Source organism: Thermococcus alcaliphilus (assembly GCF_024054535.1).
Classification (GTDB): Archaea; Methanobacteriota_B; Thermococci; order Thermococcales; family Thermococcaceae; genus Thermococcus_A; species Thermococcus_A alcaliphilus.
The window spans coordinates 1-24,943 of sequence record NZ_JAMXLV010000006.1; the positions used below are offsets into that span (position 1 = coordinate 1).

General features: G+C 39.9%; 31 protein-coding genes and 3 tRNA genes. 33 read left to right on the forward strand and 1 reads right to left on the reverse strand.

Annotated elements, in window-relative coordinates; translation table 11 throughout:
- Positions 1 to 362: 362 nt before the first annotated feature.
- From NF859_RS10675 to NF859_RS00155, 27 genes are all read left to right on the forward strand, one after another.
- Positions 363 to 1,136: a tetratricopeptide repeat protein gene (locus tag NF859_RS10675; protein ID WP_042699994.1), complete on the forward strand. Its 774-nt coding sequence runs from the start codon at positions 363 to 365 to the stop codon at positions 1,134 to 1,136.
- A 3-nt stretch (positions 1,137 to 1,139) separates the two neighbouring features.
- Positions 1,140 to 2,483 carry a B12-binding domain-containing radical SAM protein gene (locus NF859_RS00030; protein WP_042699991.1) on the forward strand — a complete coding sequence of 448 codons (1,344 nt, stop codon included), beginning with the start codon at positions 1,140 to 1,142 and terminating at the stop codon, positions 2,481 to 2,483.
- 5 nt (positions 2,484 to 2,488) lie between these two features.
- Positions 2,489 to 3,847 carry a radical SAM/SPASM domain-containing protein gene (locus NF859_RS00035; protein WP_058945924.1) on the forward strand — a complete coding sequence of 453 codons (1,359 nt, stop codon included), beginning with the start codon at positions 2,489 to 2,491 and terminating at the stop codon, positions 3,845 to 3,847.
- On the forward strand, positions 3,844 to 4,770 hold the full coding sequence (locus NF859_RS00040; protein WP_042699985.1) for an ABC transporter ATP-binding protein: 927 nt from the start codon (positions 3,844 to 3,846) through the stop codon (positions 4,768 to 4,770). Before NF859_RS00035 ends, NF859_RS00040 begins: the two co-directional genes overlap by 4 nt.
- On the forward strand, positions 4,770 to 5,519 hold the full coding sequence (locus tag NF859_RS00045) for an ABC transporter permease (protein WP_042699982.1): 750 nt from the start codon (positions 4,770 to 4,772) through the stop codon (positions 5,517 to 5,519). Before NF859_RS00040 ends, NF859_RS00045 begins: the two co-directional genes overlap by 1 nt.
- 265 nt (positions 5,520 to 5,784) lie before the next feature.
- Positions 5,785 to 6,798 (forward strand): RNA-guided pseudouridylation complex pseudouridine synthase subunit Cbf5, encoded by a 1,014-nt coding sequence (locus NF859_RS00050; protein WP_252742470.1) that lies wholly within the window; start codon positions 5,785 to 5,787, stop codon positions 6,796 to 6,798.
- A 323-nt stretch (positions 6,799 to 7,121) separates the two neighbouring features.
- Positions 7,122 to 7,709, forward strand: a complete 588-nt coding sequence (locus NF859_RS00055) for a class I SAM-dependent methyltransferase (protein ID WP_004068759.1) — start codon at positions 7,122 to 7,124, stop codon at positions 7,707 to 7,709.
- A tRNA-Ser gene (locus tag NF859_RS00060) sits at positions 7,695 to 7,781 on the forward strand. The genes NF859_RS00055 and NF859_RS00060 overlap by 15 nt, the downstream gene beginning before the upstream one ends.
- Before the next feature lie 41 nt (positions 7,782 to 7,822).
- Positions 7,823 to 8,269: a 30S ribosomal protein S13 gene (locus NF859_RS00065; RefSeq protein WP_252742471.1), complete on the forward strand. Its 447-nt coding sequence runs from the start codon at positions 7,823 to 7,825 to the stop codon at positions 8,267 to 8,269.
- Positions 8,270 to 8,279: 10 nt separating this feature from the next.
- Positions 8,280 to 8,822 (forward strand): 30S ribosomal protein S4, encoded by a 543-nt coding sequence (locus NF859_RS00070; protein ID WP_058945932.1) that lies wholly within the window; start codon positions 8,280 to 8,282, stop codon positions 8,820 to 8,822.
- Positions 8,819 to 9,229 (forward strand): 30S ribosomal protein S11, encoded by a 411-nt coding sequence (locus NF859_RS00075; protein WP_004068754.1) that lies wholly within the window; start codon positions 8,819 to 8,821, stop codon positions 9,227 to 9,229. The genes NF859_RS00070 and NF859_RS00075 overlap by 4 nt, the downstream gene beginning before the upstream one ends.
- A gap of 25 nt (positions 9,230 to 9,254) precedes the next feature.
- On the forward strand, positions 9,255 to 10,040 hold the full coding sequence (locus tag NF859_RS00080) for a DNA-directed RNA polymerase subunit D (RefSeq protein WP_252742472.1): 786 nt from the start codon (positions 9,255 to 9,257) through the stop codon (positions 10,038 to 10,040).
- A gap of 1 nt (position 10,041) precedes the next feature.
- Positions 10,042 to 10,129 (forward strand) — tRNA-Leu (locus NF859_RS00085).
- Positions 10,130 to 10,177: 48 nt separating this feature from the next.
- The gene (locus NF859_RS00090) at positions 10,178 to 10,540 is read left to right on the forward strand and encodes a 50S ribosomal protein L18e (RefSeq protein ID WP_252742473.1); all 363 of its coding nucleotides are present in this window, start codon (positions 10,178 to 10,180) and stop codon (positions 10,538 to 10,540) included.
- Between the two features lie 6 nt (positions 10,541 to 10,546).
- On the forward strand, positions 10,547 to 10,975 hold the full coding sequence (gene rplM, locus NF859_RS00095) for a 50S ribosomal protein L13 (protein WP_004068749.1): 429 nt from the start codon (positions 10,547 to 10,549) through the stop codon (positions 10,973 to 10,975).
- 10 nt (positions 10,976 to 10,985) lie between these two features.
- On the forward strand, positions 10,986 to 11,393 hold the full coding sequence (locus NF859_RS00100) for a 30S ribosomal protein S9 (RefSeq protein WP_004068747.1): 408 nt from the start codon (positions 10,986 to 10,988) through the stop codon (positions 11,391 to 11,393).
- Between the two features lie 48 nt (positions 11,394 to 11,441).
- The gene (locus NF859_RS00105) at positions 11,442 to 11,639 is read left to right on the forward strand and encodes a DNA-directed RNA polymerase subunit N (protein ID WP_004068745.1); all 198 of its coding nucleotides are present in this window, start codon (positions 11,442 to 11,444) and stop codon (positions 11,637 to 11,639) included.
- A 20-nt stretch (positions 11,640 to 11,659) separates the two neighbouring features.
- Positions 11,660 to 11,737 (forward strand) — tRNA-Pro (locus tag NF859_RS00110).
- A gap of 21 nt (positions 11,738 to 11,758) precedes the next feature.
- Entirely contained in the window at positions 11,759 to 11,932 is a 174-nt protein-coding gene (locus tag NF859_RS00115; RefSeq protein ID WP_252742474.1) for a DNA-directed RNA polymerase subunit K, read from the forward strand.
- 6 nt (positions 11,933 to 11,938) lie between these two features.
- Entirely contained in the window at positions 11,939 to 12,964 is a 1,026-nt protein-coding gene (locus tag NF859_RS00120; protein WP_252742475.1) for a hypothetical protein, read from the forward strand.
- A gap of 5 nt (positions 12,965 to 12,969) precedes the next feature.
- Entirely contained in the window at positions 12,970 to 13,575 is a 606-nt protein-coding gene (rpsB, locus tag NF859_RS00125; protein ID WP_252742476.1) for a 30S ribosomal protein S2, read from the forward strand.
- An 80-nt stretch (positions 13,576 to 13,655) separates the two neighbouring features.
- Positions 13,656 to 14,264, forward strand: coding sequence for a nitroreductase family protein (locus tag NF859_RS00130; protein WP_252742477.1), 609 nt, complete (start codon positions 13,656 to 13,658; stop codon positions 14,262 to 14,264).
- A gap of 15 nt (positions 14,265 to 14,279) precedes the next feature.
- A complete protein-coding gene (gene thiI / locus NF859_RS00135; RefSeq protein WP_252742489.1) occupies positions 14,280 to 15,428 on the forward strand; it encodes a tRNA uracil 4-sulfurtransferase ThiI in 1,149 nt (382 codons plus the stop codon).
- On the forward strand, positions 15,425 to 15,955 hold the full coding sequence (locus tag NF859_RS00140) for a DUF998 domain-containing protein (protein ID WP_252742478.1): 531 nt from the start codon (positions 15,425 to 15,427) through the stop codon (positions 15,953 to 15,955). Before thiI ends, NF859_RS00140 begins: the two co-directional genes overlap by 4 nt.
- Complete coding sequence (locus NF859_RS00145) at positions 15,952 to 16,545, forward strand: adenine nucleotide alpha hydrolase family protein (protein ID WP_252742479.1); 594 nt, start codon at positions 15,952 to 15,954, stop codon at positions 16,543 to 16,545. The genes NF859_RS00140 and NF859_RS00145 overlap by 4 nt, the downstream gene beginning before the upstream one ends.
- 156 nt (positions 16,546 to 16,701) lie before the next feature.
- On the forward strand, positions 16,702 to 17,532 hold the full coding sequence (locus tag NF859_RS00150; RefSeq protein WP_353936085.1) for a cysteine synthase family protein: 831 nt from the start codon (positions 16,702 to 16,704) through the stop codon (positions 17,530 to 17,532).
- Positions 17,529 to 17,846, forward strand: coding sequence for a hypothetical protein (locus tag NF859_RS00155; protein ID WP_252742481.1), 318 nt, complete (start codon positions 17,529 to 17,531; stop codon positions 17,844 to 17,846). The genes NF859_RS00150 and NF859_RS00155 overlap by 4 nt, the downstream gene beginning before the upstream one ends.
- On the opposite strand, the gene NF859_RS00160 is transcribed toward NF859_RS00155, so the two are convergent.
- A complete protein-coding gene (locus NF859_RS00160) occupies positions 17,830 to 18,768 on the reverse strand; it encodes a carbohydrate kinase family protein (protein ID WP_252742482.1) in 939 nt (312 codons plus the stop codon). The two genes, NF859_RS00155 and NF859_RS00160, sit on opposite strands and share 17 nt — an antisense overlap.
- Before the next feature lie 234 nt (positions 18,769 to 19,002).
- On the opposite strand from NF859_RS00160, the gene malE reads away from it, so the two are divergent.
- From malE to NF859_RS00190, 6 genes are all read left to right on the forward strand, one after another.
- The gene (gene malE / locus NF859_RS00165; protein WP_252742483.1) at positions 19,003 to 20,355 is read left to right on the forward strand and encodes a trehalose/maltose ABC transporter substrate-binding protein MalE; all 1,353 of its coding nucleotides are present in this window, start codon (positions 19,003 to 19,005) and stop codon (positions 20,353 to 20,355) included.
- A 62-nt stretch (positions 20,356 to 20,417) separates the two neighbouring features.
- Positions 20,418 to 21,311 (forward strand): trehalose/maltose ABC transporter permease MalF, encoded by an 894-nt coding sequence (gene malF, locus NF859_RS00170; RefSeq protein ID WP_252742484.1) that lies wholly within the window; start codon positions 20,418 to 20,420, stop codon positions 21,309 to 21,311.
- Positions 21,308 to 22,144 (forward strand): trehalose/maltose ABC transporter permease MalG, encoded by an 837-nt coding sequence (gene malG, locus NF859_RS00175; protein ID WP_252742485.1) that lies wholly within the window; start codon positions 21,308 to 21,310, stop codon positions 22,142 to 22,144. The genes malF and malG overlap by 4 nt, the downstream gene beginning before the upstream one ends.
- A gap of 4 nt (positions 22,145 to 22,148) precedes the next feature.
- Positions 22,149 to 23,387: a trehalose synthase gene (treT, locus tag NF859_RS00180; protein ID WP_252742486.1), complete on the forward strand. Its 1,239-nt coding sequence runs from the start codon at positions 22,149 to 22,151 to the stop codon at positions 23,385 to 23,387.
- A gap of 33 nt (positions 23,388 to 23,420) precedes the next feature.
- Entirely contained in the window at positions 23,421 to 24,437 is a 1,017-nt protein-coding gene (gene trmB, locus NF859_RS00185) for an HTH-type sugar-sensing transcriptional regulator TrmB (protein WP_252742487.1), read from the forward strand.
- A 5-nt stretch (positions 24,438 to 24,442) separates the two neighbouring features.
- A partial coding sequence (locus NF859_RS00190; protein ID WP_252742488.1) for an ABC transporter ATP-binding protein occupies positions 24,443 to 24,943 on the forward strand: 501 nt, incomplete at its 3' end.

A 24,943-nucleotide genomic window follows, 5' to 3' on the forward strand; every position in this document is an offset into this window, starting at 1 on the left:
GATTCGAAGTCTGCTAAAACGTCAAGAATTGCGAATGCCACGCTTTCAGGGTCTTTGAGTCTGTGATCCCATCTGGGGATCACGGCAACCACCTGAAAGAATTCAGCAAAAACCCTAATAAAGGTTACTATAAACACGCCCAAAGTTTAAGAAAATTTTAAATATAAAAACAACTTATTGAGTATGTAAAATTTTCGGAGGTGATAAGAGTTGGAAGAGTTTGATGTCAAATCTGCCATTACAGAAACTTTAAACGACGCCACATTATTGACGTGTTGTCTCCAAGTTTGGGCATTTATAAGTACAGATTCTGACTGAATTTTATTATTTTATTTTTTAACTTCACTTGGAGGGGGCAAAAAGTGATTAAAGGGTACCTAGATAAGTTGGGAGATGATATACCAAAAAAAGACGTTGATGGGGATATATATTGCAAAGGATATTTATTATTATGTCTGGGTGATGTAGAGAAAGGAGAAAGATACCTTAAAATGTTGTTTGAAAAAGATCCAAAAAATTTAAAAGTAATTAATAAATTACTTAATGTCTATATTCTACAAAAAGATTTTGAGAAATGTAATCTACTTCTAAACAGAGTTTTTAAGGAATATATAAAACATGATATTCCACCATTTCTCTTTGCTAAATATCTCAGAATCCTAATATTGCACAACAAAATAAGTGAAGCTATAGCTTTTAAGAAGCAACTCCAAGAAGTTTTTCAATCTTCTATGTATTTAGCTAAATATAAGGATAGTGTATGGAAACTTTATTTTGAACTAGGTAATTTAGAATCTTACATAGGACAATATGAAAAGGCTATTGCGTCTTATCTCAAGGCTTTGTCCTCGTTACCTCCTACTTCAGATTTTATTCGGGCTAAATTATTATACTTAATTGCATTATCCTATTATTCCCTTGAGGACTACAATAGCGCTATAACATATTTGAAAAAGTCAATAGCTCTAAGTCCAAACTACTCAAAATCTTATGTTCTCTTAGGAATAATATACCTAAAGGATAATAAATTAGATACAGCTCACAAATACCTCCATTATGCTTTGAAACTCAATCCTGCTGATAAACAAGCTTTGAAATATCTCAACTTTTTAAAGAATAATAAGCAGGAGGTTTAGCAAATGCCCGATATTACTTTAATAAATGTAGTTTCATCATCGTCTAAACCTCAAACTCCGCTTGGAATTTTATATCTGGCTGGTACTCTTGAGAAATATAATTTTGATGTTGATGTTATTGATTACCAATATATTTTTTATAAACACAAATGGGGGTATAAACATCTTGGTGAGACTATAGCTAACATTGACTCGAAGATAGTTGGTATTGGATGTATGACGGACTCACTGCCATGGGTCATGCTAGCTACCAAATATGCAAAATCTATTACTCCAGAAAAGATTATAATACTTGGGGGGCCTGGTCCATCAGAGGTGTGTTACAATCTGCTTAGCACATACGACAGTGTAGATATCGTCTGTATTGGAGAAGGGGAATACACTCTACTTGAGTTAATGAGGACTATAGGAAATGGTATTTCATATACTCCTAGGGATTTGCTTAATATAAAAGGGATTGCATTTAAGCATGGAGATAGGGTTATAGTAACCCCAAAAAGAGAAAGGATTCAGGACTTAGATGCTTTGCCATTTCCAGCTTATCATCTTATAAACCTTAAAAAATATTATCAAGTCACTGTAGACACATCTCGTGGATGTCCATTTAGATGCACTTTTTGTGATGTGGCTCCCTTATGGGGTCGGAAAGTTATCTATAAAGGAGTTTCAAGGGTTATTGAGGAGTTAAAACTATTGAATGAAAATTATGGGGTAAAGAACATTCATTTTACGGATGATACATTTACATTGAATAAACAAAGAGTTCTTTCAATTACTGAGCAAATACAGAAATCAGACTTGGACATACAATATGCCTGCTTCGGTAGAGTAAACTTAGTAGATAATAATGTTCTTACTTCATTGATGGATTCTGGATGTAAGGGGATATTTTATGGTATTGAATCAGGGAGTAATAGGATATTACGTTTAATAAATAAAGGTTTTACAATAGGCAAAGCTATAGAGGTAGTAATAAACTCGTTAGATTATATTAAAAATGTTACTGCTTCATTCATTTGGGGATATCCATTTGAAGACTTCGAGGATTTCCTGAAAACTTTTTATGCAATAACATATTTGGATTATTTTGGGGTACAAACTAGATTTTCACGATTAGCACCTTTACCAATGTCAGAACTGCGGAAAAAATATGAGAACGACATAATAAAACCATTATACTTTAACATATATTCGCACACTATATTATCAACTCAAGACTTACCTCAAGAAATTGTTGAGGAAATTTTAAAACATCCTCCAATATACGTCTCGTTTTATTGGTTCAATACTCCCAATTTGCAAGAAAAACTGAATTTCATAGATAACTATTACAAGCTTATGGGGTAATGGCTATGAAGACTAATAAGTACTTGGTTCAGATTCCCGTAGAGGAAGGGAATTACATTATATTGGATACGTTACATGGCAAGATATACAAGCTAAAGAGAAATGAATACTATTATCTACTCAATCCTGAAAACTCAAGTTGTAGTGATACTATACATGATTTGTTAAAAAATAAGTTGTTATACCGTTCGGAAGATGAGTTTAATAAAGACGTTGAGAGAGCATATTTAGATTTCATAAGAAAGGAGAAATCATTACCACTTCATTATATGGTAATCCCAACATATTATTGTAATTTAACGTGTACATATTGCTATGAAAAGGGCATCAAAAAAGATCCTGAATTTATTTCTGAAAAAGCTTTATCGAAATTATTTCATGCAATAAACCTAATAGAAGCTGCAAAGAAATCAAATGTAAAGTCTATATTAACAATATTCGGGGGTGAACCACTACTTCCAATTAAAAGAGAATTTGATATTATTGCTCAAATAGTAAAAGAAAGCAGAGAACAAAATTTAGCTCTTAATGTTGTAAGTAATGGTGTTGGAATACCACATTATCTTTCATTACTTAAAGAATTTAATTCAATTCAGATTACATTTGATGGAGATAAGAGCACTCATGATAAATATAGAATATTCCCAAATGGAAAGGGGACTTTTGATATTATAATAAATAATCTATGCTCTCTACTTGATGAGATAAGCACTAAGACACATATAGCGTTAAGAATTCATGTTCATCGAGGAAAAGAGAACTCAGTGTATAATTTATACTGTTATTTAAAAGAGATTGGTATTCTCAAGAGAAAAAACGTTCACTTGTATGTTATGTCAGTGTATAACTACCTTGATCAATCTTTATTAACCGAAGGTATAAAAAATGAATTGGAATCTCTATTGTACCTTGTTAGGAACTTCCCCTCGATGATTAAAGAGGTAATAATTACTGGCCATTCATTTGCAATGTCATTAAATTACTTAATCAATAAAAATAACGTATACTTCCCCAAATTTAGACATTGTGAAGCTAATATAAACCAATATGTTTTCGATCTATATGGCGATATATATCCTTGTGATGTGGTAGTAGGCATAAAGGAATTTTCTGTTGGGAAATTTATTCCAAATTTGCAATTTTATGATTCATTTAAAAAATGGAGAGAAACCTGTATATTAACTCTGCCTTGTAAAGAATGTTCATATGCACTACTTTGTGGAGGGGGGTGTACTGCATTGAGATTATTAAGAGATGAGAAATTGCGCAACAGAACGTGCTCTTATATTACTAAAGAAATTTTAGAATTATATAAAGATCTTACACTGGAATTTTTAAAGATCCGGATAGGTGATAATTTATGAACGCTGCTGTAGAAGTCTCTAATTTAGTAGTAGGGTACAAAAAGACAGAGATTCTAAAGGGGATAAGTTTCAATATAGACGAGGGTACAATAGTTGGGTATTTGGGTCCCAATGGTGCAGGTAAAACTACAACAATATTGACATTATTAGGAATTCTAAAACCCTGGAGCGGATACGTTAAAATATTTGGAATGAATGTATTGAAAAAGAGTACTGAAGCTAAGCAACTTATTGCTGTTGCTCATCAAGAAGCTACGGGAGATCCCTTTTTAACTGTTGAAGAAAATATTTATCTATACCAACGTCTTAGGGGGATACCTAAAAAAAGAGCAAAGATAAAAACTGAAGAATATATTAAGTCATTCAATCTTGAGGAACATAGAAGAAAATTGTTCTTGGAGCTAAGCCCAGGTCTAGCAAAGAAAGTTCAAGTGGCAAGATGTCTTGCTAGTGTAACAGAAAGTACGAGGCTTATCATCTTAGACGAGCCTACTGCTGGAAGTGATCCAAGTTTTAAACTAAAACTTTGGAATATAATAAAGACGCTAAAAGAGGATGGGAAGACGATTATACTCACTACTCATAATATGGAAGATGTTGAAAATTTATGTGATAAAATAATTTTTATAAAAAATGGAAAAATTATTTTTGATGGGGCGTTATCTGATCTAAAGAGTAACTTCAGAATAGATCGGCTGTATAGAATTAAGTGTGGTTTTCCTAAACAATTCCTTCAAAAGGTCAAAGTTCTTGGATTTAACGTGACAAGAGTGGAGAATAATGAAATTTATTTTGAGACGCCCACACAATATAAAATCTCTGAACTAGCATCTCTATTTGAAGAATGTATAGTAGAGGAAATAGGATATGCTGGAAAGGATTTGAATGAAATATTTGTAGAATTGGTGGAGGGAGAAAAGTGATGTTGGGGCAAACATTAATATTAATTGAAAGAGAACTTCTAAGCTACAAAAGAAGTGTAGGTTTTATGATAGCGTCCTTTTTGTCCCCTCTTATGTACCTTTTTGTTTTTGGATATACTCTGAATAAGGGCATGCCATCCATAAATGGGGTATCTTATTTAAATTATATATTGCCCGGAATAATAATGTTAGTTGTAATATACTCATCACTGAACTCTGCTACTAGAGTATTTATAGAACGAAAATCTCACGCTTTACTTGACCTTCTTTCACTTCCTATGAATAAATCGCTTGTACCTTTTGTAAAAATACTGATTCATTCATTACTTTCAGCTTTTAACGCATTAATGTTCCTATTACTTGCAAAATTAACAATATGTTCTGAGTTATATCTATCAATTGATAATATTCCAGTTTTATTTTTAGCAATTTTTTCTAGCAGTTTTGCGGTAGGAATATTTATGATGGGGATTGCAGCAAGTTTGAGGGAAGAACAAAGCTTTAACTCATTAACTTCATTATTCCTTTTGCCGATGATATTTATAAGTACCGCATATTATCCGGTAAGCTTAATGCCAGCTGTTCTCAAAACATTAGCAAGAATTAATCCAATTTCATTTGGTGCGGATTTAATTAGGAATATATTATTTGGGATAGAAATTCCTATTTCTGAAATGATATCTTTTGTTGTGTTTTCGATAGTAGGGATTAGCCTATTACACCGTAGTTTTGGCAAATATTTCAAATAAGCAATTTTCACTTATTTATTTTCTCACTTATTTATGTGAAAACCGTCAGGGGTTTTAGTGTTGTCTTTTGGAACTATTCGGTTGAATTGCCGAGTCGAGTATTAAAGTAAAGATAGGTGAGCAAAATAAATCTTACTCCCGAAATCAGAGACTTTTTGAGTTATCATGTTGTTGAGGTTTTTCAAGTATAACTTTACTGCTCCGCCTAAGCCTTTATAAAGGGAAGAGGGGTATTAACTTCGATAACGCTCATTGGGTGATACCGATGGCGAAAGAAAAGAGAAGAGAGAGAAAGCTAATGCTCCCGGCTGATATTAAGAGAGAGGTTGTTGTTAGGGACGAAAACGCCGAGACCAATTCAAAATGGGGCCTTCCTCCAGAAAAAAGACCGATTGAGATGCACATGCAATTCGGGGTCATAAACCTTGACAAACCTCCCGGACCTACAAGCCATGAAGTGGTTGCATGGATTAAAAAACTTCTGAACCTTAAAAAAGCTGGTCACGGTGGAACTCTTGATCCAAAAGTTACTGGAGTTTTGCCCGTAGCTCTGGAAAGGGCTACAAGGGTTGTTCAGGCACTTTTACCGGCAGGTAAGGAGTATGTAGCATTGATGCACCTTCATGGGGATGTTCCAGAGGACAAAATAAGGGCCGTTATGAAGGAATTTGAAGGAGAAATCATCCAAAGACCCCCTCTAAGAAGTGCCGTTAAGAGAAGACTCAGGACAAGAAAAGTTTACTACATAGAGATAATTGAGATAGAGGGCAAAGATGTTTTGTTTAGGGTTGGAGTTGAGGCTGGTACTTATATAAGGTCTCTCATCCATCACATTGGTTTGGCTTTAGGAGTTGGCGCCCACATGGCAGAGCTGAGGAGAACAAGGAGCGGACCGTTTAAAGAAGATGAGACTCTTGTAACTCTGCACGATCTTATAGATGCTTATTACTTCTGGAAAGAGGACGGTATTGAAGAGTACTTCAGAAAGGCAATTCAGCCGATGGAGAAAGCAGTTGAACATTTACCCAAAGTGTGGATAAGGGACTCTGCAGTTGCAGCTGTAACCCATGGTGCTGATTTAGCTGTCCCTGGAATAGTGAAGCTCCACAAAGGCATAAAACCTGGAGATCTCGTGGCGATAATGACCCTCAAAGACGAGCTTGTGGCTTTGGGTAAGGCAAAGATGAACACACAGGAGATGCTCACAAAGACCAAAGGAATAGCAGTAGATGTGGAAAAGGTCTTCATGCCAAGGGACTGGTATCCAAAGATGTGGTAGAAACTTTGCGCAGGCAAAGTTTCATCAAAGTTGGTACGTGTTCTTTCTCTTGGCGATTATTTTGTTGCCTTCCCTTAAAATTTTCTCTTTCACAAGGGGTTTCTTTATAGGTGCCTGAAGGGCGCAGAAAGCGTAAACCCAACAAGTACTAACTATCTTTCCAGGAGAAAGCCCTTTAAAGCTCCCATCACAAAAACACGTACGAACTGCTTCAAGACAATTAAGAGGAAGAACTTTTTGGTCAAGCTTTATGCAAGCAAAGGTTGCTGTGCAGACAAAGGGGAGAGGTTCAACTTTATAAACCCCTCTTCCAATCTTCGAGCATGAGCCACTACTACTCTCAAGAGCCAAATGTTCCGTTAAAGACCAAGATGATTGAGGTATTTATTAGAGGGGAGCGTTTTAAATTTATAACAGCCAGCGGTGTCTTTTCCTTTGGCAAGCTGGATAGAGGGACAGAACTCCTTGTAAATAATATGATACTTGAGAAAAACTGGCGGGTTCTTGATTTGGGATGCGGTTACGGGGTGATTGGAATCGTTGCTTCCCGCTTTGTTGATTACGTTGTGATGACCGACATAAACAAAAGAGCTGTGAGCATAGCAAAGAAAAACTTAAAAATCAACAACGTTAAGAATGCCGAGGTAAGATGGGGCCATCTTTATGAGCCTGTAAAGGGAGAAAGGTTCCACAGCATAATAACGAATCCTCCAGTGCATGCTGGGAAGGATGTGTTGAGGGAAATAGTTATAAATGCACCCCATCATCTCTACGATGGAGGATTACTTCAAATTGTCATTCGCACTAATCAAGGCGCAAAGTATATTAAGGGACTCATGGAGGAGAACTTCAAGGAAGTAAAAGAAATTGCGAAGGGATCGGGCTTTAGGGTGTATGCCGGGATCGCCTAGCCTGGGATGGCGCGGGCCTTGAGAGCCCGTGGGCGTTTGCCCGCCGGGGTTCAAATCCCCGTCCCGGCGCCAAAATCCTCGTTGAAGGATTAACTTGTGGAGGTGTGCTTATAATGGCTGACTTTAGACATATCGTGCGTGTAGCAAATGTTGATATAGATGGGCACAAACAGCTTAGATGGGCCCTCACTGGAATTAGGGGTATAGGAATAAACTTTGCAACAATGGTATGCAGAGTTGCAGGGTTAGATCCAAAAATGAAGGCAGGTTACCTTACCGATGAGCAAGTAAAGGTCATTGAGGCTGTGCTTGAAGATCCAGTAAAACACGGCATTCCCGCATGGGCAGTAAACAGACCAAAGGACTACGAGACTGGAAGAGACTTACACCTTACTGGAGCAAAGCTCGTTATGGCATGGCGTGAGGACGTTAACAGGCTCAGGAGAATCAGGGCTTATAGAGGTATTAGGCATGAACTTGGTCTTCCATTGAGAGGACAGAGGACTAGATCAAACTTCAGAAGAGGAACTACAGTTGGTGTTAGCAGAAGGAAGAAGTGAGGTGATATAGATGGGAGATCCAAAAAGGCAAAGGAAGAGATATGAAACTCCCTCTCATCCTTGGATTAAGGAGAGACTCGACAGAGAGAGAGTGTTGATGCAGAAGTATGCTCTCAAAAACAAGAAGGAGCTTTGGAAGCACGAGACACAACTTAAGAACTTTAGAAGAAGGGCAAGAAGATTATTGGCTGCTAGAGGTAAGCAGGCAGAAATTGAAAGAGCTCAGCTCCTCCAGAGATTGGCTAGATTAGGACTGCTTCAAGAGGGAGCTCACCTTGATGATGTCCTTTCACTTACAATAGAGGACATTCTTGAGAGAAGACTACAAACGATGGTATTTAAGAAGGGATTGGCAAGAACAATAAAGCAGGCCAGACAGCTAATCGTCCATGGACACATTGAAGTAAACGGCCAAATAATAAGATCTCCAAGTTACCTGGTGCTCAAGGAAGAGGAAGATGGCATAACATACGCGAAGACTTCACCTTTTGCAAACTCCCAGCACCCTGAGAGAATGGTTATCGAAGAGGCCCAAAAGGGTGAGGCACAATGAGTGAGGAAGTTAACATCAAAAAGAAGGAAAAATGGGGAGTTGCCCACATATATGCCTCTTACAACAACACAATCATCCACATAACCGACTTAACCGGAGCTGAGACAATATCAAGATGGAGCGGTGGAATGGTGGTTAAGGCAGATAGAGACGAGTCATCTCCCTATGCTGCAATGATTGCCGCTAAGAGAGCCGCCGAAGAAGCCCTCGAAAAGGGCATTGTGGGAGTTCACATAAAAGTTAGAGCACCAGGTGGAAGCAAAAGCAAGAACCCAGGGCCTGGAGCACAGGCAGCCATTAGAGCTCTCGCAAGAGCAGGGCTCAGAATAGGCAGAGTTGAGGATGTTACACCAATACCGCACGATGGTACAAGACCAAAAGGTGGCAGAAGGGGAAGGAGAGTTTGACTTCCCTTTATAACCTCTTTTTTCGGTGAGAAAAATGCAAATAAAAATTCTTGAAAAAAGGGACAATGCAATCCGCTTCATTTTAGAGAGGGTTGATGTTGCATTTGCAAATGCACTGAGGAGAACGATAATAGGGGAAGTTCCAACTTTTGCCGTTGATGAGGTGGAGTTCTACGAGAACGATTCTGCCCTTTTTGATGAGATTATTGCTCACAGACTAGCACTAATTCCTCTAACAACACCATCGGACAGATTTGAGCTAGATGCCTTGGAGTTAGATGACTACACCGTTACATTGAGTCTGGAAGCTGAAGGTCCTGCCATAATTTATTCGGGAGATTTAAAGAGCGATGATCCAGATGTAAAACCCGTAACTCCCGATATTCCAATAGTCAAACTAGCGGAAGGCCAGAGGCTTGTTTTTAACGCATATGCGAAGCTTGGTAGAGGAAAAGACCATGCGAAATGGCAGCCCGGCTTTGCATACTACAAATATCTCACAAAAGTGCATGTAAGCAAGGAGATCCCCAACTGGGAGAAAATTAAAGAGCTCGCAGCTAGAAAGAAGCTTCCCATCGAAGAAAACGAGAACGAGCTTATCATAACCACTCTAACGAGCTTCTATTTGCCGAGAGAGTTTGATCCGTATTTAGGAGATAAAATTAAGGAAGAAGTAGTGCCAAATACATTCGTCTTTACGGTAGAAAGCAATGGAGAACTGCCCGTTGAGGAAATAGTAGCTTTAGCGCTCAAAATTTTAATGAGAAAGAGCGATAAATTTATAAACGAGCTTCATAAATTAGCCGAATAGCGCGGGGGTAGCCGAGCCTGGCCAAAGGCGCGGGATTTAGGGTCCCGTCCCGTAGGGGTTCCGGGGTTCAAATCCCCGCCCCCGCACCATAATGATCACCCCGTCCCTCGGTGCGAGAAATAAAAGGAGGAATGCTTATGAAGAGGACTGGTCCAACTGATATTAACCTGAGAAGGCTCATTCGCTATCTGAGAAAGAAGTCCAACGAGGAGAACGTTAAAATATGGAAAGATATAGCCTGGCGCTTAGAAAGGCCGAGAAGGCAGAGGGCTGAGGTAAACATTAGCAGGATAAACAGATATACCAAGGAAGGAGATATGGTAATAGTCCCAGGAAGTGTTCTTGGAGCTGGAAACTTGGATCATAAGGTCATAGTTGCTGCATGGAAGTTCAGTGAAAAGGCAAAAGAAAAGATTATTCAAGCAGGTGGGGAGGCAATAACAATCGAAGAGCTTGTAGAGAGAAATCCAAAGGGTAGTGGAGTAATCATAATGGAGTGATGGGCCATGAGGATTATTAATGCTGATGGTTTAATACTCGGAAGGCTCGCTTCAAAAGTTGCCAAAATGCTCCTTGAAGGAGAAGAAGTGGTTATCGTTAACGCTGAAAAGGCAATCATCACCGGAAACAGGGAGTTCATCTTTGAGAAGTACAAGCAGAGAACAGAACTAAGAACAAGAACAAACCCAAGAAAAGGACCCTTCTATCCAAAAAGAAGCGACGAAATAGTTAGAAGAACCATTAGGGGCATGCTTCCATGGAAAACTGACAGAGGAAGGAAAGCCTTTAAGAGACTAAAGGTCTACGCTGGAATCCCAAAAGAGTTTGAAGACAAAGAGTTGGAGACAATTGCTGAAGCTCATATGTCAAGACTTAAAACCCCCAAATATGTAACTGTTGGAGAGGTTGCCAAATTCCTTGGTGGAAAGTTCTGAGGTGATGATAATGAGGATAATCCAAACTGCAGGAAAGAGAAAAACTGCTATCGCGAGAGCTACCATAAGAGAAGGTAAAGGGAGAGTTAGGATCAACAGCAAGCCCGTTGAGATTATTGAGCCAGAAATAGCCCGTTTCACAATAATGGAGCCACTTGTTTTGGCTGGAGAGGAGATAGTTAGCAAAGTAGACATTGACGTCAAAGTCGAAGGCGGAGGTTTCATGGGGCAGGCCGAGGCTGCGAGGGTTGCAATAGCAAGGGCATTGGTAGAATGGACCGGCGACATGAACCTCAAAGAAAAGTTTATGAAGTATGACAGGACTATGCTTGTTGGCGATTCAAGAAGAACAGAACCACACAAGCCAAATCGCTCTACAAAGGGTCCAAGGGCAAAGAGACAAAAGAGTTACCGTTGATTTCCTTCAAACTTTCCTTAAAATTTAAAAACCAAAAAGGTGATTCGCTTGATAGTTCCTGTGAGATGTTTCACCTGCGGAAAGGTGATTGGGGATAAGTATTACATCTTTAAAGAGCGTGTTGAAAAAGGGGAAGACCCCGAAAAAGTACTCGATGAGCTTGGACTTGAGAGATACTGCTGCAGGAGAATGCTCCTCAGCCACGTTGAATTGATAGATGAGATAATGCACTACAGAGTATATTGAAAAAACCACATTTCTTTGGAGGGGCCGTGGGGTAGCTTGGTCTATCCTCCCGGCTTGGGGTGCCGGAGACCCGGGTTCAAATCCCGGCGGCCCCACCAAAATTTGCATGGGTGAGAAAGATGTTTAGATACACAAGATTTGAGAAGGCTCGTATAATAGGAGCAAGGGCACTGCAGATCTCCATGGGGGCTCCTGTGTTAATTGACGTACCGGAAGGAGCCACACCGTTAGAAGCTGCGATAATGGAGTTTGAGAAGGGTATAATCCCAATAACAGTCATAAGGCCGAGTTGATGTGGGATGACAATAATCGAGAACATAGTCGGCAGAATTTCAATCCTCAAGGGTGGAAAGTATTCAATTGAAGTTGACGTTATAACAACTTCCGGATTTGGTAGATTTGCTGCCCCCATAGATGAGAATCCCTCTCTCTACATAGTAGAAGCTCACAGAGCGGTTAGTGAAGTCGATGAGATAATTGGACCGGAGCTTATTGGATTTGACTCTCAAGAGCAAGAGCTCATAGATAGTTACCTTTGGGAAATAGACGGGACTGAGAATCTAAGCCACATAGGGGCGAACACTGCTTTGGCTGTTTCAGTTGCTGTGGCAAAAGCAGCTTCAAACGCCAAAAATATTCCTCTTTACAGCTACATAGGGGGAACGTTCACTACAGAGCTTCCAGTCCCAATATTGAGATTTGCGGAGGATGAAACCTTTGAGTACCTTGTCTTGGTTAAGGATCTAATGGAAATCTCGGATGTAGTAGATGCAATGGCAAAAATAAAGGAGCATGTAAAGAGCATTAACCTTCAAGAGCTCTCAAGAGCTTCAGAGATAGCCGGAGACGAACTTGGTCTTGAGGTCTCTCTTGGAATAGTACAAAAGAAGGAAATGGATATCGAAGATGTCCTCCAGAAAGTTGAGGATCACAACATCTCCTACATCAAGCCCTTAGGCGAAGAAGAGCTCTTCCTTGAACTTATAGCAGGAACACATGGAGTGTTTGTTGACGGTGAGTACCTCTTCAGAACAAAAGACATCTTGGATAGAAGGTATTACAACGCACTTTCAATTAAGCCGATTAACTTAGGTACTCTCACAGACCTTTATAATCTGGTTAATGATGTTAAATCCGAAAGAATAACTCCAATTTTGGCAGAGGCGAAGTATGAATCGGCTGATGATGCTTTAGCCCATTTAGCAGTGGGGCTTAAGTGTCCCGCTATAATGCTCCATGAGAATTCCATTGTTAAAATAAACGAACTTATTAGGATAGCGGAAGATTTGGGTGAAAGAGGAAGAATAATAACGTTTGAGGGGTGAAGAAAATGGAAGAGTATTTGGTTCCACTCGACCAATATTTGGCTGCGGGTGTTCACATTGGAACACAGCAAAAAACAAAGGATATGAAGCGCTTCATATACAGGGTTAGGCAAGATGGTCTATACGTGCTCGATGTAAGGAAAACAGACGAGAGACTCAGGGCTGCAGGAAAGTTCTTGGCAAAGTTCGATCCAGATAGGATATTAGCGGTAAGTGTAAGGCTCTATGGCCAAAAGCCAGTCAAGAAGTTTGGAGAAGTTACTGGGGCAAGGGCAATACCTGGAAGATTTTTACCCGGAACAATGACAAACCCACAGGTTAAGAACTTCTTTGAGCCCGATGTTTTGATAGTAACAGACCCAAGAGCAGACCATCAAGCGATGAAAGAAGCAATAGAGATTGGAATCCCAATAGTGGCTCTTGTCGATACGGAGAACCTTTTGAGCTATGTGGACTTGGCAATTCCAACGAACAACAAAGGAAGAAAGGCTTTGGCTCTAATTTACTGGATACTTGCAAGAGAAGTCCTCTTTAACAGAGGGGACATCAACAGCAGAGAAGACTTCAAAGTCCCTGTGGAAGAGTTTGAGATGAAAATAATCAGAGGATGAAGTCTGTTCTCTCAGATTTCTTTTCTTTTCTCCCTAAAGTATATTAACCCGAATAAACATAAGGGGTTTTGGTGAGCTAGATGGAGCTAGATGAGGTAATATTTAACAGGATGTCCGTGAGATATTACGAAGAGAGAAGCGTAGAAGAAGAAAAGCTAGAAGACCTAATAAAATCTGCAATAAGGGCTCCTACTGCAAGTGGTCTTGAAAACTGGTTGTTTGTAGTTTATAAAGACGAGAACATCAGAAAGCGAATCCACGAAATAATGTACGAAGCTCATGCGGAGTATTACCGTGCATACGGCTTACCTGAAGAAAAAATAGAAAAACTAAAAGCGAAGATATTTGAAAAAGGAATGTACAAAGCTCCAGTTTATGTAGGGGTTTTTGTCGATAAAGAAACGCGCTTCTTAAAAGGGAAAGAATACGAGGAAATTGAATTCCTCTGGAGTGTTGAAAGTGCTGCAATGGCGATAGAGAACCTTATGCTCAAGGCAGTGGAACTTGGCTTGGGAACGTGTTACATAGGAGTTACCAGCTTGGAGAAATACCAGAGGGAGCTTAGGGAAATGGCGGAACTTGGCGAGAATTGGTACCTTGTGGGGTTAGTTCCCGTAGGGTATCCTGCTGAAAAAATAACTCCCAGGCCGAGGAGAAAATCCTTAGAAAAAATCCTCAAAATAATTTAAATCCGGTGAATGAAGATGCTAAATGCCATAATAGTCAGATACGGCGAGATAGGCACAAAATCCCCAAAAACGAGGAGATGGTTCGAGAACATTTTAATCAACAACATAAAAGAAGCTTTAGTGAGTGAGGGTATAAAGTACAAGAACGTCTTTGCAAAGCACGGCAGAATCATAGTGAAGACAAACAAGGCTGAAGAAGGCGTGGAGGTTCTTAAAAGGGTTTTTGGTATAGTCTCACTTTCACCTTCTGCCGAGATAGATGCAGAGCTTGAGAAGATATATAAAACTTCTCTAAAACTTTTTAGGAGGAAGCTGAGGGCACTTGGAGTGGAAGAGCCGAAGTTCAGAGTAACCGTAAGGAGGATAACCAAGGAGTTTCCCCTTAAAAGCCAAGAGCTGGCTGCTAAAGTTGGTGAGTACATACTGAAAAACGAAGATTGCAAAGTAGATTTAAAGAACTATGACATTGAGGTTGGCATCGAGCTAATGGAAGGAAAAGCCTATGTTTATGTTGATAAAGTCCAAGGGTTTGGTGGTCTTCCAGTAGGAACCCAAGGAAAGGTTGTGGCTCTTTTAAGTGGGGGTATAGACTCGCCGGTTGCGGCTTTTCTGATGATGAAGCGAGGATGTGAAGTGATCCCTGTCCACATTTATATGGGAGAGAAGACCCTTGAGAAGGTCAGGAAAATCTGGAACCAGCTAAAGAAATACCACTACGGGGGCAAAAGTGACCTGATAGTTATTAAACCACAGGAAAGGGAGAAAGTTATTCAAACACTAAAGCAGCTTAAAAAAGAAAACTATACATGTGTTTTCTGCAAGTACATGATGGTCAAAAAAGCTGACAAGATTGCAAGGGAATTTGGGGCAAAAGGAATCGTTATGGGAGACTCCCTAGGCCAGGTGGCATCTCAAACACTGGAGAACATGTACATAGTAAGCCAAGCAAGCGATCTGCCAATCTACAGGCCATTGGTAGGGCTGGATAAAGAGGAAATTGTGGAGATTGCTAAAAGCATTGGAACCTTTGAACTCTCTATACTTCCGGAAGATGAGATACCGTTTATCCCAAAGCATCCAGTGATAAGGGGCTCGTGGGAGGAGTTCAAAAAGCTGTACAAATCAGTCTTCGGTGAAGAACCGAGAAAAAGGGGATGTCAATGAAAAGGTGGGTAAGAATTTTGGGGCTTTCCTTTCCGTTTCTTACTTTTGGTGGAATCTTTATTGCAATTTACTTAAATCCTTGGTTTTCTTTAACTGAAAATGCCCTCAGCGATATGGGGTCTATTAAAAACCCTATAGAGTATGTTTTTAATTCTCTCCTCGTTTTTCTCGGCTTGCTGGGCCTTGTATTTGGGGTTGAGATGCTAAAGGAGAAGAGAGTTACCGTGCTTTTTCCTCTCGGAATGATTTCCTTGCTACTTGTGGGAATTTTTCCCGAAGAGTATAAGCCCCATTCGTTTTTTGCACTGTCCTTTTACATTTTGCTCTTTGCGGACATCTTTATCTGTGGTTTAAGACAGAGGAGCAAGAAGAAATCTGCTTTAATATGGCTCCTTAGCAGTCCGCTAGTTTTTATAATGATGCTTTACCTTACTAGGGTATTTGAGGGACTCGCTATTCCGGAGCTTGTAGGGGCACTCTTCATAAACGCCTGGATAGTCTACCTAGCCCTGGAGGTGGAACAATGAAAGCCGTTGCACTCTTAAGCTCGGGAATAGATTCACCTGTGGCCGTATACTTAATGCTCAGAAAAGGCTTTACGATCTATCCGATTCACTTCAAGCAGAGTGAGATCAATTATCAAAAGGTTAGAAGAATCTGGCAGAGGCTTAAGGAACTTTTTCCAGAGAGCTTGGAGGAGCTAATCGTCGTTGATGTTTTTGAATACCAAAAACCTGTCTTTGATAAATTGGTGGAGCTGAAAAAAGGAAAGTGGATATGCGTTTTTTGTAAATTCACCATGTTCATGAAGGCCACTGAGATAGCAAAAGAAAAAGGGGCAATGGCAATAATCACAGGGGATTCCCTCGGCCAAGTTGCTTCTCAAACACTGGATAATCTTCTGATAATAAGCCTTGCAACAGATTTGCCGATATTCAGGCCCCTTATAGGTCTGGACAAAATAGAGATAGAAAGAATCGCAAAGGAAATAGGGACGTTTGAGATAAGCATAGAGCCTGAGGAAGGCTGTAATTTTGTACCAAAGCACCCGGTAGTAAGAGGGATCCTTGGTGAGTTTAAGAAGATTTACCGGGAAGTGCTCGGCAAGGAATGTTAAATATACATTTTTGTGTAAGATTGCCGCAAACAAAACATTTATAATGCGCGATTGGGATGCTATCACGGTGATCAAAAGTGAACGTGTTTAACAGTGCAGTTGAGCTCTTTGAAAAGTTCAAACCTACCCCCCTGCTTAAGCTTTCCCTTTCGGACGATAGGGGGGATGTATTTTGCCAAACTGGAGTTCTTTAACCCATTCAGCAGAAGCATAAAAGATAGGGCTGTTTTTAATCTTATTATGAAGGCTATGGAGCGAGGAGACATTAACGGCACGAGGAGGCTTTTTGAGGCAACCTCAGGAAATGTTGGCATAGCTATGGCAGCTATGTCAAACCTCTTTGGCATTGAATTCAGGGCTTATCTTCCAAAACCTACTCCCAACACAACCCAGACTCTGCTGAGAGTTCTTGGTGCTGAGGTAGTAAAAACCGAATTTGAAACTATTGATCCAAAGATGATAGAGTTCGTTAAAAAAGAAGCAGAAAAGGCAAATGCAGTAAATCTAAACCAGTTTGAGAATGATGACAACTTTGAAGCCCACTACAAATACACTGCAAGGGAGATTGATGAGCAGCTTAAAAGCATAGGACAGAAACCAGATGTAATCGTTGCTGGAATAGGGACTTCAGGACATATAGCAGGGATAGCAAAATACTTCAAGGAGCGCTATGATACGAAGATTGTTGGAGTTGTTCCAGCCGAGGGTGAGAAGATTCCTGGGATAAAGAGACTTGAAACAAAGCCGAAGTGGTTTTTTAAAGTGGAAATTGATAAAGTGATGGAGATAACCCAGAGGGAAGCAATCGAAGGCTCTATACAAGTGGCCAGAAGAGATGGTCTTTTAATAGGGCTAAGTTCAGGTGCAGTGGTCAAGGCCTTTGAGAGAATTCGCGACAAATATCCGGGAACGGCAGTCTTAATTTTTCCGGACGATGGGTTTAAATATGTTGAGGCATTTGAGAGATACTTGAGTGAGGGCCGATGAAAGTTGCTGTGTACCTGCTGTTTCTCCAATCATTTTTCCTTTTGTATTACTCAGCCAGCGCTTTTGGAAGCGAAAGGTATATGTTGCTTATTTTTGGCCTTCTGAACTTTCTCCTTGCTTGGGGGATAGTTAAGGGTGAAAGAAGAGCTATAAAGATAACAATCGCATACAAGGGTGTGGATTTTTTCTTTGCACTCTTAATGCTGATGGGAGGAGCAATTTTTCAATCATTAAACGCCGCAATAGATTTGGCAATACTTCATGATTTGATCGGGCTTTTTGGTAAAAAGGAAGAGCCTACGGAAGAAAGCTGAATTTCCTATGCTTCAAAACCTCTTCTAAACTCGGCACGCTCCAGGCTCCGCGTTTTGTAGTTGAGAGCGCAGCCACCAGGTTTGCAAAGCTTCCCAACTCTTTTAGCTCTTCTTTGGAGAACTCCAGTATGTCAAGCTTGCCCATGTAGAAAAGAGATGCTAATAGGGCTGCCATGAAGGCATCTCCGGCTCCAGTGGTATCTACAGGCTCAACTTTAAACGAAGGCACATCAACCCTTATGTCTTTGTGGATAATTGTACTTCCTTCAGCTCCTCTTGTTATCCCAACAAGAGCGAAGTTGAAGTCCTCAAGGGCTATTCCATTTTTGTTGAGGTACTCCAGCTCCCCATCTCCAATTTTTACTATATCTGTGAGCTTAAGGGCTTCTTCTATGTCTTTGAGCATTTCTTTCTCTCTTCCTCTCCACAAATCGAGTCTGATATTAACATCATAGCTAATGGGAACTTTCCCTTTAACCGCTCTAAGAACATCGAACACCGTTGACCTGCTTGGTTCTCTCGCAAAGAGGACACTTCCAAAATGTAAAAGCTCAGCATCCTTCATAAAGTCCCATTGTATCTCTTCCTTCCTTAGGTTAAAGTAAGCCACACCATCATACAGTATAAACTCGGGCTTTGCTCCTATAAGCTGGACAAAGACTATTCCTGTATGTTTGTTAGTGTCCTTTATTATGTATTTTGTTTCAACTCTTTCTTTTTTGAGTTCTTCTATAAGAAATTCACCAAAAGGGTCGTCACCGACTTTGCTTATCAGTGCACTTTTTACCCCAAGCCTTCTCAGGTCAACTACAACATTCGCTGGAGCCCCCCCAGGATGCTTTTCAAATTCTCTAACGTCTTTTAGTTTTCCCTCTTCTTTTGCAATAAAATCTATTAGAATTTCTCCTATTGCGTATATCATTCCAATCCCCCAATGAGTATTGTTTAGGAGACTTAAAGTTTTACTTTGGGGATGTTTGTACTTAAAGTAAATAAATAGCATGCTTGTAGTTGAACTATAAGTTTTATATAAAAAACAGCAACTAGCATTTCGTTTAGGATGTGCATAGCATCATAATTGTCGAAAATTCTAAGCTTTTTCATCCGCAAAATATATATACTTTTAGTATATACAAAGGAATCGAGGTGCCCCTATATGAATGTCAAGAAGGTACTACTTGGTTTGTTTTTAGTTGGAGTTTTGGGGATTGCAGTAGTGGCAAGTGGGTGCATTGGTGGCCAACAGACATCAACAGTGACTTCGACCCCTACCGAAACTAGTTTGCAAGGAAAGATAGTATTTGCTGTAGGAGGAGCTCCAAATGAAATAGAATACTGGAAAGGAGTTATAGCTGAATTTGAGAAGAAATATCCTGGGGTCACTGTTGAGCTAAAAAGGCAAGCTACTGACACTGAACAAAGGAGACTTGACTTAGTAAATGCTTTAAGAGGAAAGTCTTCCGATCCAGACGTATTTTTGATGGATGTTGCTTGGCTTGGTCAATTTATAGCCTCTGGGTGGCTTGAACCTCTTGATGACTATGTACAGAAGGACAACTATGACCTGAGTGTATTTTTCCAGAGTGTAATTAACTTAGCAGACAAGCAGGGTGGGAAGCTATATGCTCTTCCAGTATATATTGATGCAGGGTTGTTGTATTATAGGAAAGACCTACTAGAAAAGTATGGCTATAGCAAACCCCCAGAAACTTGGCAAGAACTCGTCGAAATGGCTCAAAAAATACAAAGTGGTGAGAGAGAGACTAACCCGAATTTCTGGGGATTTGTATGGCAGGGAAAGCAGTATGAAGGTTTGGTTTGTGATTTTGTAGAATACGTATACAGCAATGGAGGATCCCTAGGTGAATTCAAAGACGGAAAGTGGGTGCCAACTCTAAATAAACCTGAAAATGTTGAGGCACTTCAGTTTATGGTGGATCTAATTCACAAATATAAGATTTCTCCACCAAACACATATACTGAAATGACAGAAGAGCCAGTTAGATTAATGTTCCAACAGGGCAATGCTGCATTCGAGAGAAATTGGCCATACGCGTGGGGACTACACAATGCTGATGATTCACCTGTTAAAGGGAAGGTGGGAGTAGCACCACTTCCGCACTTTCCAGGTCATAAGAGTGCAGCTACACTTGGAGGATGGCACATTGGGATAAGCAAGTACTCAGATAACAAAGCATTAGCTTGGGAATTCGTCAAATTTGTGGAAAGCTACAGTGTGCAAAAAGGCTTCGCAATGAATCTCGGATGGAATCCTGGAAGAGTAGATGTTTACAATGATCCTGCTGTTGTTAGTAAAGCTCCTCACCTAAAAGAACTTAGAGCAGTTTTTGAGAACGCAGTGCCAAGGCCGATAGTTCCTTATTACCCGCAGTTGAGTGAGATAATTCAAAAGTATGTTAATTCAGCCCTAGCTGGCAAAATATCCCCACAAGAGGCATTGGACAAGGCTCAAAAAGAGGCAGAGGAATTAGTTAAACAATACAGCTGATTTTTGTTTTTTACTTTTTATTAACTTTCCCTAACAACTTAACACAAATGGAGGGGAAGATAATGGATAATAACCTCACTTCCAAACTCAAGTATAGGGAAGCAAAACTTGGTTATTTAATGATACTCCCTCTTCTGACAGTAGTTTTAGTGTTTATAATCTTACCTGTTCTGGGAACCTTTTGGATTAGCCTTCATAGGGATGTGACTTTTATTCCTGAAAAACCATTTGTTGGACTGAAAAATTATTTACGCGTGTTATCTGCTCGAGAATTCTGGTATTCTACTTTTGTTACAGTATCTTTCTCATTTGTTAGCGTTTCTCTAGAAACAATATTGGGATTAAGCTTTGCGCTAATATTGAATGAAAGACTCAAAGGGAGAGGGGTATTAAGAGCTATAGTTTTGATTCCCTGGGCAGTTCCAACAATCATCTCCGCGAGAACTTGGGAACTTATGTATAATTATAGCTATGGTCTTTTTAATTGGATATTGTCTATTCTTGGAGTAAGTCCAGTAAATTGGCTTGGAACTCCAATAAGTGCTTTTTTTGCTATCGTAATTGCTGATGTTTGGAAAACAACACCTTTTATGACTCTTTTACTGTTGGCAGGTTTGCAAGCCATTCCACAAGACTTGTATGAAGCAGCTTTGATAGATGGTGCGAGCATGTTCGAGAGGTTTAAGAGTATTACTTTGCCTTTATTAAAACCGGTTTTGATTGTAGCACTTATATTGAGAACTATTGATGCATTGAGAGTGTTTGATATAATCTATGTACTTACTGGTGGAGGCCCAGGAGGTGCTACCACGTCAATTTCTCTCTTAGCTTTCAACTATTACAATCTTGGAGACTACGGAATTGGCTCTGCAATCTCGATTCTAACATTTGTCCTAGTATTGTCGTTTACAATAGTGTACTTAAAAGTAGGAAGATTCAGGGAGGGATTGAAATGAGAGAGGAAGTTCTAAAAAGAATACTATTAACTATCGGGGCCATATTAATGGCAATAATCTGTCTGTTTCCGTTTATATGGATGATTGTTGTTTCCTTTGCAAAGGATCCAACGTTCTTAGGATCTCCGCTTGTAGAGTATAAATCTACTCTTGAGAATTATGTGAGGGTTTTAAGTGATCCTACCTTGCATTTCCCAGCTTATTTAAAGAACAGTATAATTATAGCCAGCCTTGTAACTCTTACAACTGTCAGTATTTCTTCTCTTGCTGCATATGCAGTTTCAAGAATAGAGTTCAAAGGGAGATTACTGATCCCAATATTTGTGCTGGGACTCTCTATGTTTCCTCAGATAAGTCTAGTTGGTTATTTATTCAAGTTTATAGAAAAGTTAGGATGGGTGAACACCTATCAAGCTCTATATTTCCCCTATGTTGCTTGGACGCTTCCTCTCTCATTGTGGATTCTTCTAAGCTACTTTTCTCAACTTCCAAAAGATTTGGATGAAGCTGCAATGATTGATGGAGCATCCCGAATAAAGACTCTAACTACGATAATACTTCCTTTATCTGCTCCTGCTTTGTTTTCAACAGCATTATTAGTGTTCATTGCAGCATTTAATGAATTTATGTTTGCTTTGTTATTTACCACCGATCACAGGGCAAGAACAGTCCCTGTAGGTATAGCACTTTTCCAAGGAGTTCATGGTGAAATTCCATGGGGAAGCGTGATGGCAGCGTCGGTAATCTCTACAATCCCGCTTGTAATAATGGCATTGCTTTTCCAGAAATACATTGTTAGTGGTTTAACTGCTGGGGCACTAAAAGGAGAGTGATAGAATGTATGAGGTAACGAAGTTTGGTGGAGAAGGTAAAAGGCTTAAGGACTACAGGGAAATAATAGGAGATGAAGCTCTGGAAGCTATTAAAGCTAAGGCAGAAAATCTGAAAGATAAGAGTTTTATTCACGTAAACTCCACATCTTTTGGTGGAGGAGTTGCTGAAATTCTGCACAACCTCGTCCCTCTGATGAGGGATGTCGGAATAGACGCAAGATGGTTTGTAATTGAGGGGACAAATGAATTTTTCAATGTTACAAAGAGTTTTCACAATGCTCTCCAGGGAAACAAGGAGCTTAGGTTAACTGAGGAAATGAAAAAGCTTTATTTAGAGATAAACAAAAAGAACGCAGAAGACATTGACCTGACCCAATTTGACTACGTCCTGATACACGATCCTCAACCGGCACCGCTTATAGAGTTTTATGAGAAAAGGCAGCCTTGGATTTGGAGATGCCATATAGATCTAAGTGATCCAAACTTGGAGTTTTGGAAGTTTCTGAGGCAGTTTGTCGAGAAATATGACAGATATATCTTCCACATGGAAGAATACGTTCAAGAGGATCTAAACCAAGAGAAAGTCGTTATAATGCCTCCCTCTATTGACCCTCTAAGTGAAAAGAACATGGAGCTAAGTGAAAGTGAAATCTTAAAAACCTTAGAAAGGTTTGATGTAGATCCAGAGAGACCGATAATCACGCAGGTAGCTCGTTTTGACCCATGGAAAGGAGTCTTCGATGTAATTGACGTTTACAGAAAAGTCAAGGAGAAAATACCAGAAGTTCAGCTCTTGCTAGTTGGTGTAATGGCGCATGATGACCCAGAAGGCTGGATATACTTTGAAAAAACCTTAAGAAAAATTGGGGAAGACTATGACGTCAAAGTGCTTACAAACCTTACTGGAGTTCACGCAAGAGAGGTAAATGCCTTCCAGAGGGCAAGTGATGTGATTCTCCAGATGTCCATTAGGGAAGGATTTGGATTGACCGTTACCGAGGCAATGTGGAAAGAAAAGCCTGTGGTAGGCAGAGCTGTAGGGGGAATAAAGCTCCAGATAGTGGATGGAAAAACAGGTTTCCTGGTGAAGGATGTTAACGAGGCCGTTGAGAAAACGCTTTATCTCCTTGAGCACAAAGATGTAGCACAGGAAATGGGCAAAAACGCCAAAGAAAGGGTTAAAGAGAATTTCATAATAACAAAGCATCTTGAGAGGTATCTTGATTTACTAAATTCTTTTTAAACCTCCTTCCAATATATTTTTTAGGTGACAGTAATGGAGATTCCCCCAGAAATTTCACATGCTTTGAGTGAGATTGGATTTACAAAGTATGAAATCCTCACTTACTGGACTCTCTTGGTTTATGGACCTAGCACTGCAAAGGAAATATCCACAAAAAGCGGGATTCCATACAACAGGGTCTATGATACAATATCCTCCTTAAAACTTAGAGGATTTGTGACTGAAATTGAAGGGACACCAAAGGTATACGCTGCCTACTCACCAAGAATAGCATTTTTCAGGTTCAAAAAAGAGCTCGAAGACATAATGAAAAAGCTCGAAATTGAGCTTAATAATGTAAAAAAGGAAGAACAGAGACCTGCAATATGGAGGAGCAGGAGTTTTGACGAAGCCATTGAGATGTTCAGAGAGTCACTCTATTCAGCTAAAAATGAGGTTATAGTAGTTACTCCAAGCGAATTCTTTGAAACAATAAGAGAAGATTTGATCAAAACTCTCGAGAGAGGTGTGACGGTGTCCCTCTATATCGACAAAATCCCGGATCTATCAGAGTTCAAAGGGAAAGGGAATTTCTTTGTTAGGCAGTTCTACAAGCTGAACCACTTAATAGGCATGACTGATGGAAAAGAGGTAGTCACAATTCAGAATGCCACTTTTGACTCTATTGGACCTCCTTCATTTAAGTCTACCTATCCTGAGATAATATTCTCCCAATACAGTCTCATAATAGAAATTTTCAAGGAATCCACACTCGAAAAAGAGATTATCAGCAATCCAAAAGATATTAGATTCTTCGCTATGTTTCATGCAGTAGACTTTGTTAAAAATCACTTAAAAAACAGAAACATCTATGCTGAGATAACTGGAAAAAACTTGGAGTCAGGCAGATTAGAAACCCTTACCGGAAGGGTTGTAGGATACACACTCTCTCTCAGGGAAGCCGTTAACAATATCCATCTCGAAACTGAAAACGGGGTTGTAAAGGTTGGAGGCATGTTTGCGGTTATTGAAGATTATGAAAGTACTGAAATAAAATTCATTATGGGGTGATTTTTATGGCTGGTGTTAGGCTTGTGGATGTTTGGAAGGTGTTTGGGGAGGTTACTGCTGTTAGGGAGATGAGTTTGGAGGTTAAGGATGGGGAGTTTATGATTCTCTTAGGCCCGAGTGGTTGTGGGAAAACAACAACGCTTAGGATGATTGCTGGTTTGGAGGAGCCGAGTAGGGGGCAGATTTATATTGGCGATAAGCTTGTCGCTGACCCTGAAAAAGGGGTTTTTGTGCCGCCGAAGGATAGGGATATTGCGATGGTCTTTCAGAGTTATGCGTTGTACCCGCATATGACTGTTTATGATAATATTGCTTTTCCGTTAAAGCTCAGGAAGGTTCCGAAGCAAGAAATCGACCAGCGTGTCAGGGAGGTTGCTGAATTACTCGGTTTGACTGAGCTTTTGAATAGGAAGCCGAGGGAGCTTTCGGGCGGGCAGAGGCAGCGTGTTGCGTTGGGTAGGGCGATTGTTAGGAAGCCGCAGGTGTTTTTGATGGATGAGCCTTTG

Bases quoted from the DNA above. Each gene is read 5' to 3' on its own strand.
- NF859_RS00155 (WP_252742481.1), top strand. From the start codon at position 17,529: ATGAAAGTTGCTGTGTACCTGCTGTTTCTCCAATCATTTTTCCTTTTG.
- rplM (WP_004068749.1), top strand. From the start codon at position 10,547: ATGAGGATTATTAATGCTGATGGTTTAATACTCGGAAGGCTCGCTTCA.
- NF859_RS00070 (WP_058945932.1), top strand. From the start codon at position 8,280: ATGGGAGATCCAAAAAGGCAAAGGAAGAGATATGAAACTCCCTCTCAT.
- NF859_RS00035 (WP_058945924.1), top strand. From the start codon at position 2,489: ATGAAGACTAATAAGTACTTGGTTCAGATTCCCGTAGAGGAAGGGAAT.
- NF859_RS00065 (WP_252742471.1), top strand. From the start codon at position 7,823: ATGGCTGACTTTAGACATATCGTGCGTGTAGCAAATGTTGATATAGAT.
- malF (WP_252742484.1), top strand. From the start codon at position 20,418: ATGGATAATAACCTCACTTCCAAACTCAAGTATAGGGAAGCAAAACTT.
- NF859_RS00160 (WP_252742482.1), bottom strand. From the start codon at position 18,768: ATGATATACGCAATAGGAGAAATTCTAATAGATTTTATTGCAAAAGAA.
- NF859_RS00030 (WP_042699991.1), top strand. From the start codon at position 1,140: ATGCCCGATATTACTTTAATAAATGTAGTTTCATCATCGTCTAAACCT.
- malG (WP_252742485.1), top strand. From the start codon at position 21,308: ATGAGAGAGGAAGTTCTAAAAAGAATACTATTAACTATCGGGGCCATA.
- NF859_RS00120 (WP_252742475.1), top strand. From the start codon at position 11,939: ATGACAATAATCGAGAACATAGTCGGCAGAATTTCAATCCTCAAGGGT.
- thiI (WP_252742489.1), top strand. From the start codon at position 14,280: ATGCTAAATGCCATAATAGTCAGATACGGCGAGATAGGCACAAAATCC.
- NF859_RS00040 (WP_042699985.1), top strand. From the start codon at position 3,844: ATGAACGCTGCTGTAGAAGTCTCTAATTTAGTAGTAGGGTACAAAAAG.
- NF859_RS00050 (WP_252742470.1), top strand. From the start codon at position 5,785: ATGGCGAAAGAAAAGAGAAGAGAGAGAAAGCTAATGCTCCCGGCTGAT.
- NF859_RS00045 (WP_042699982.1), top strand. From the start codon at position 4,770: ATGTTGGGGCAAACATTAATATTAATTGAAAGAGAACTTCTAAGCTAC.
- NF859_RS00055 (WP_004068759.1), top strand. From the start codon at position 7,122: ATGAGCCACTACTACTCTCAAGAGCCAAATGTTCCGTTAAAGACCAAG.
- NF859_RS00115 (WP_252742474.1), top strand. From the start codon at position 11,759: ATGTTTAGATACACAAGATTTGAGAAGGCTCGTATAATAGGAGCAAGG.
- malE (WP_252742483.1), top strand. From the start codon at position 19,003: ATGAATGTCAAGAAGGTACTACTTGGTTTGTTTTTAGTTGGAGTTTTG.
- NF859_RS00145 (WP_252742479.1), top strand. From the start codon at position 15,952: ATGAAAGCCGTTGCACTCTTAAGCTCGGGAATAGATTCACCTGTGGCC.
- NF859_RS00100 (WP_004068747.1), top strand. From the start codon at position 10,986: ATGAGGATAATCCAAACTGCAGGAAAGAGAAAAACTGCTATCGCGAGA.
- rpsB (WP_252742476.1), top strand. From the start codon at position 12,970: ATGGAAGAGTATTTGGTTCCACTCGACCAATATTTGGCTGCGGGTGTT.
- treT (WP_252742486.1), top strand. From the start codon at position 22,149: ATGTATGAGGTAACGAAGTTTGGTGGAGAAGGTAAAAGGCTTAAGGAC.
- NF859_RS00140 (WP_252742478.1), top strand. From the start codon at position 15,425: ATGAAAAGGTGGGTAAGAATTTTGGGGCTTTCCTTTCCGTTTCTTACT.
- NF859_RS00075 (WP_004068754.1), top strand. From the start codon at position 8,819: ATGAGTGAGGAAGTTAACATCAAAAAGAAGGAAAAATGGGGAGTTGCC.
- NF859_RS00130 (WP_252742477.1), top strand. From the start codon at position 13,656: ATGGAGCTAGATGAGGTAATATTTAACAGGATGTCCGTGAGATATTAC.
- trmB (WP_252742487.1), top strand. From the start codon at position 23,421: ATGGAGATTCCCCCAGAAATTTCACATGCTTTGAGTGAGATTGGATTT.
- NF859_RS00090 (WP_252742473.1), top strand. From the start codon at position 10,178: ATGAAGAGGACTGGTCCAACTGATATTAACCTGAGAAGGCTCATTCGC.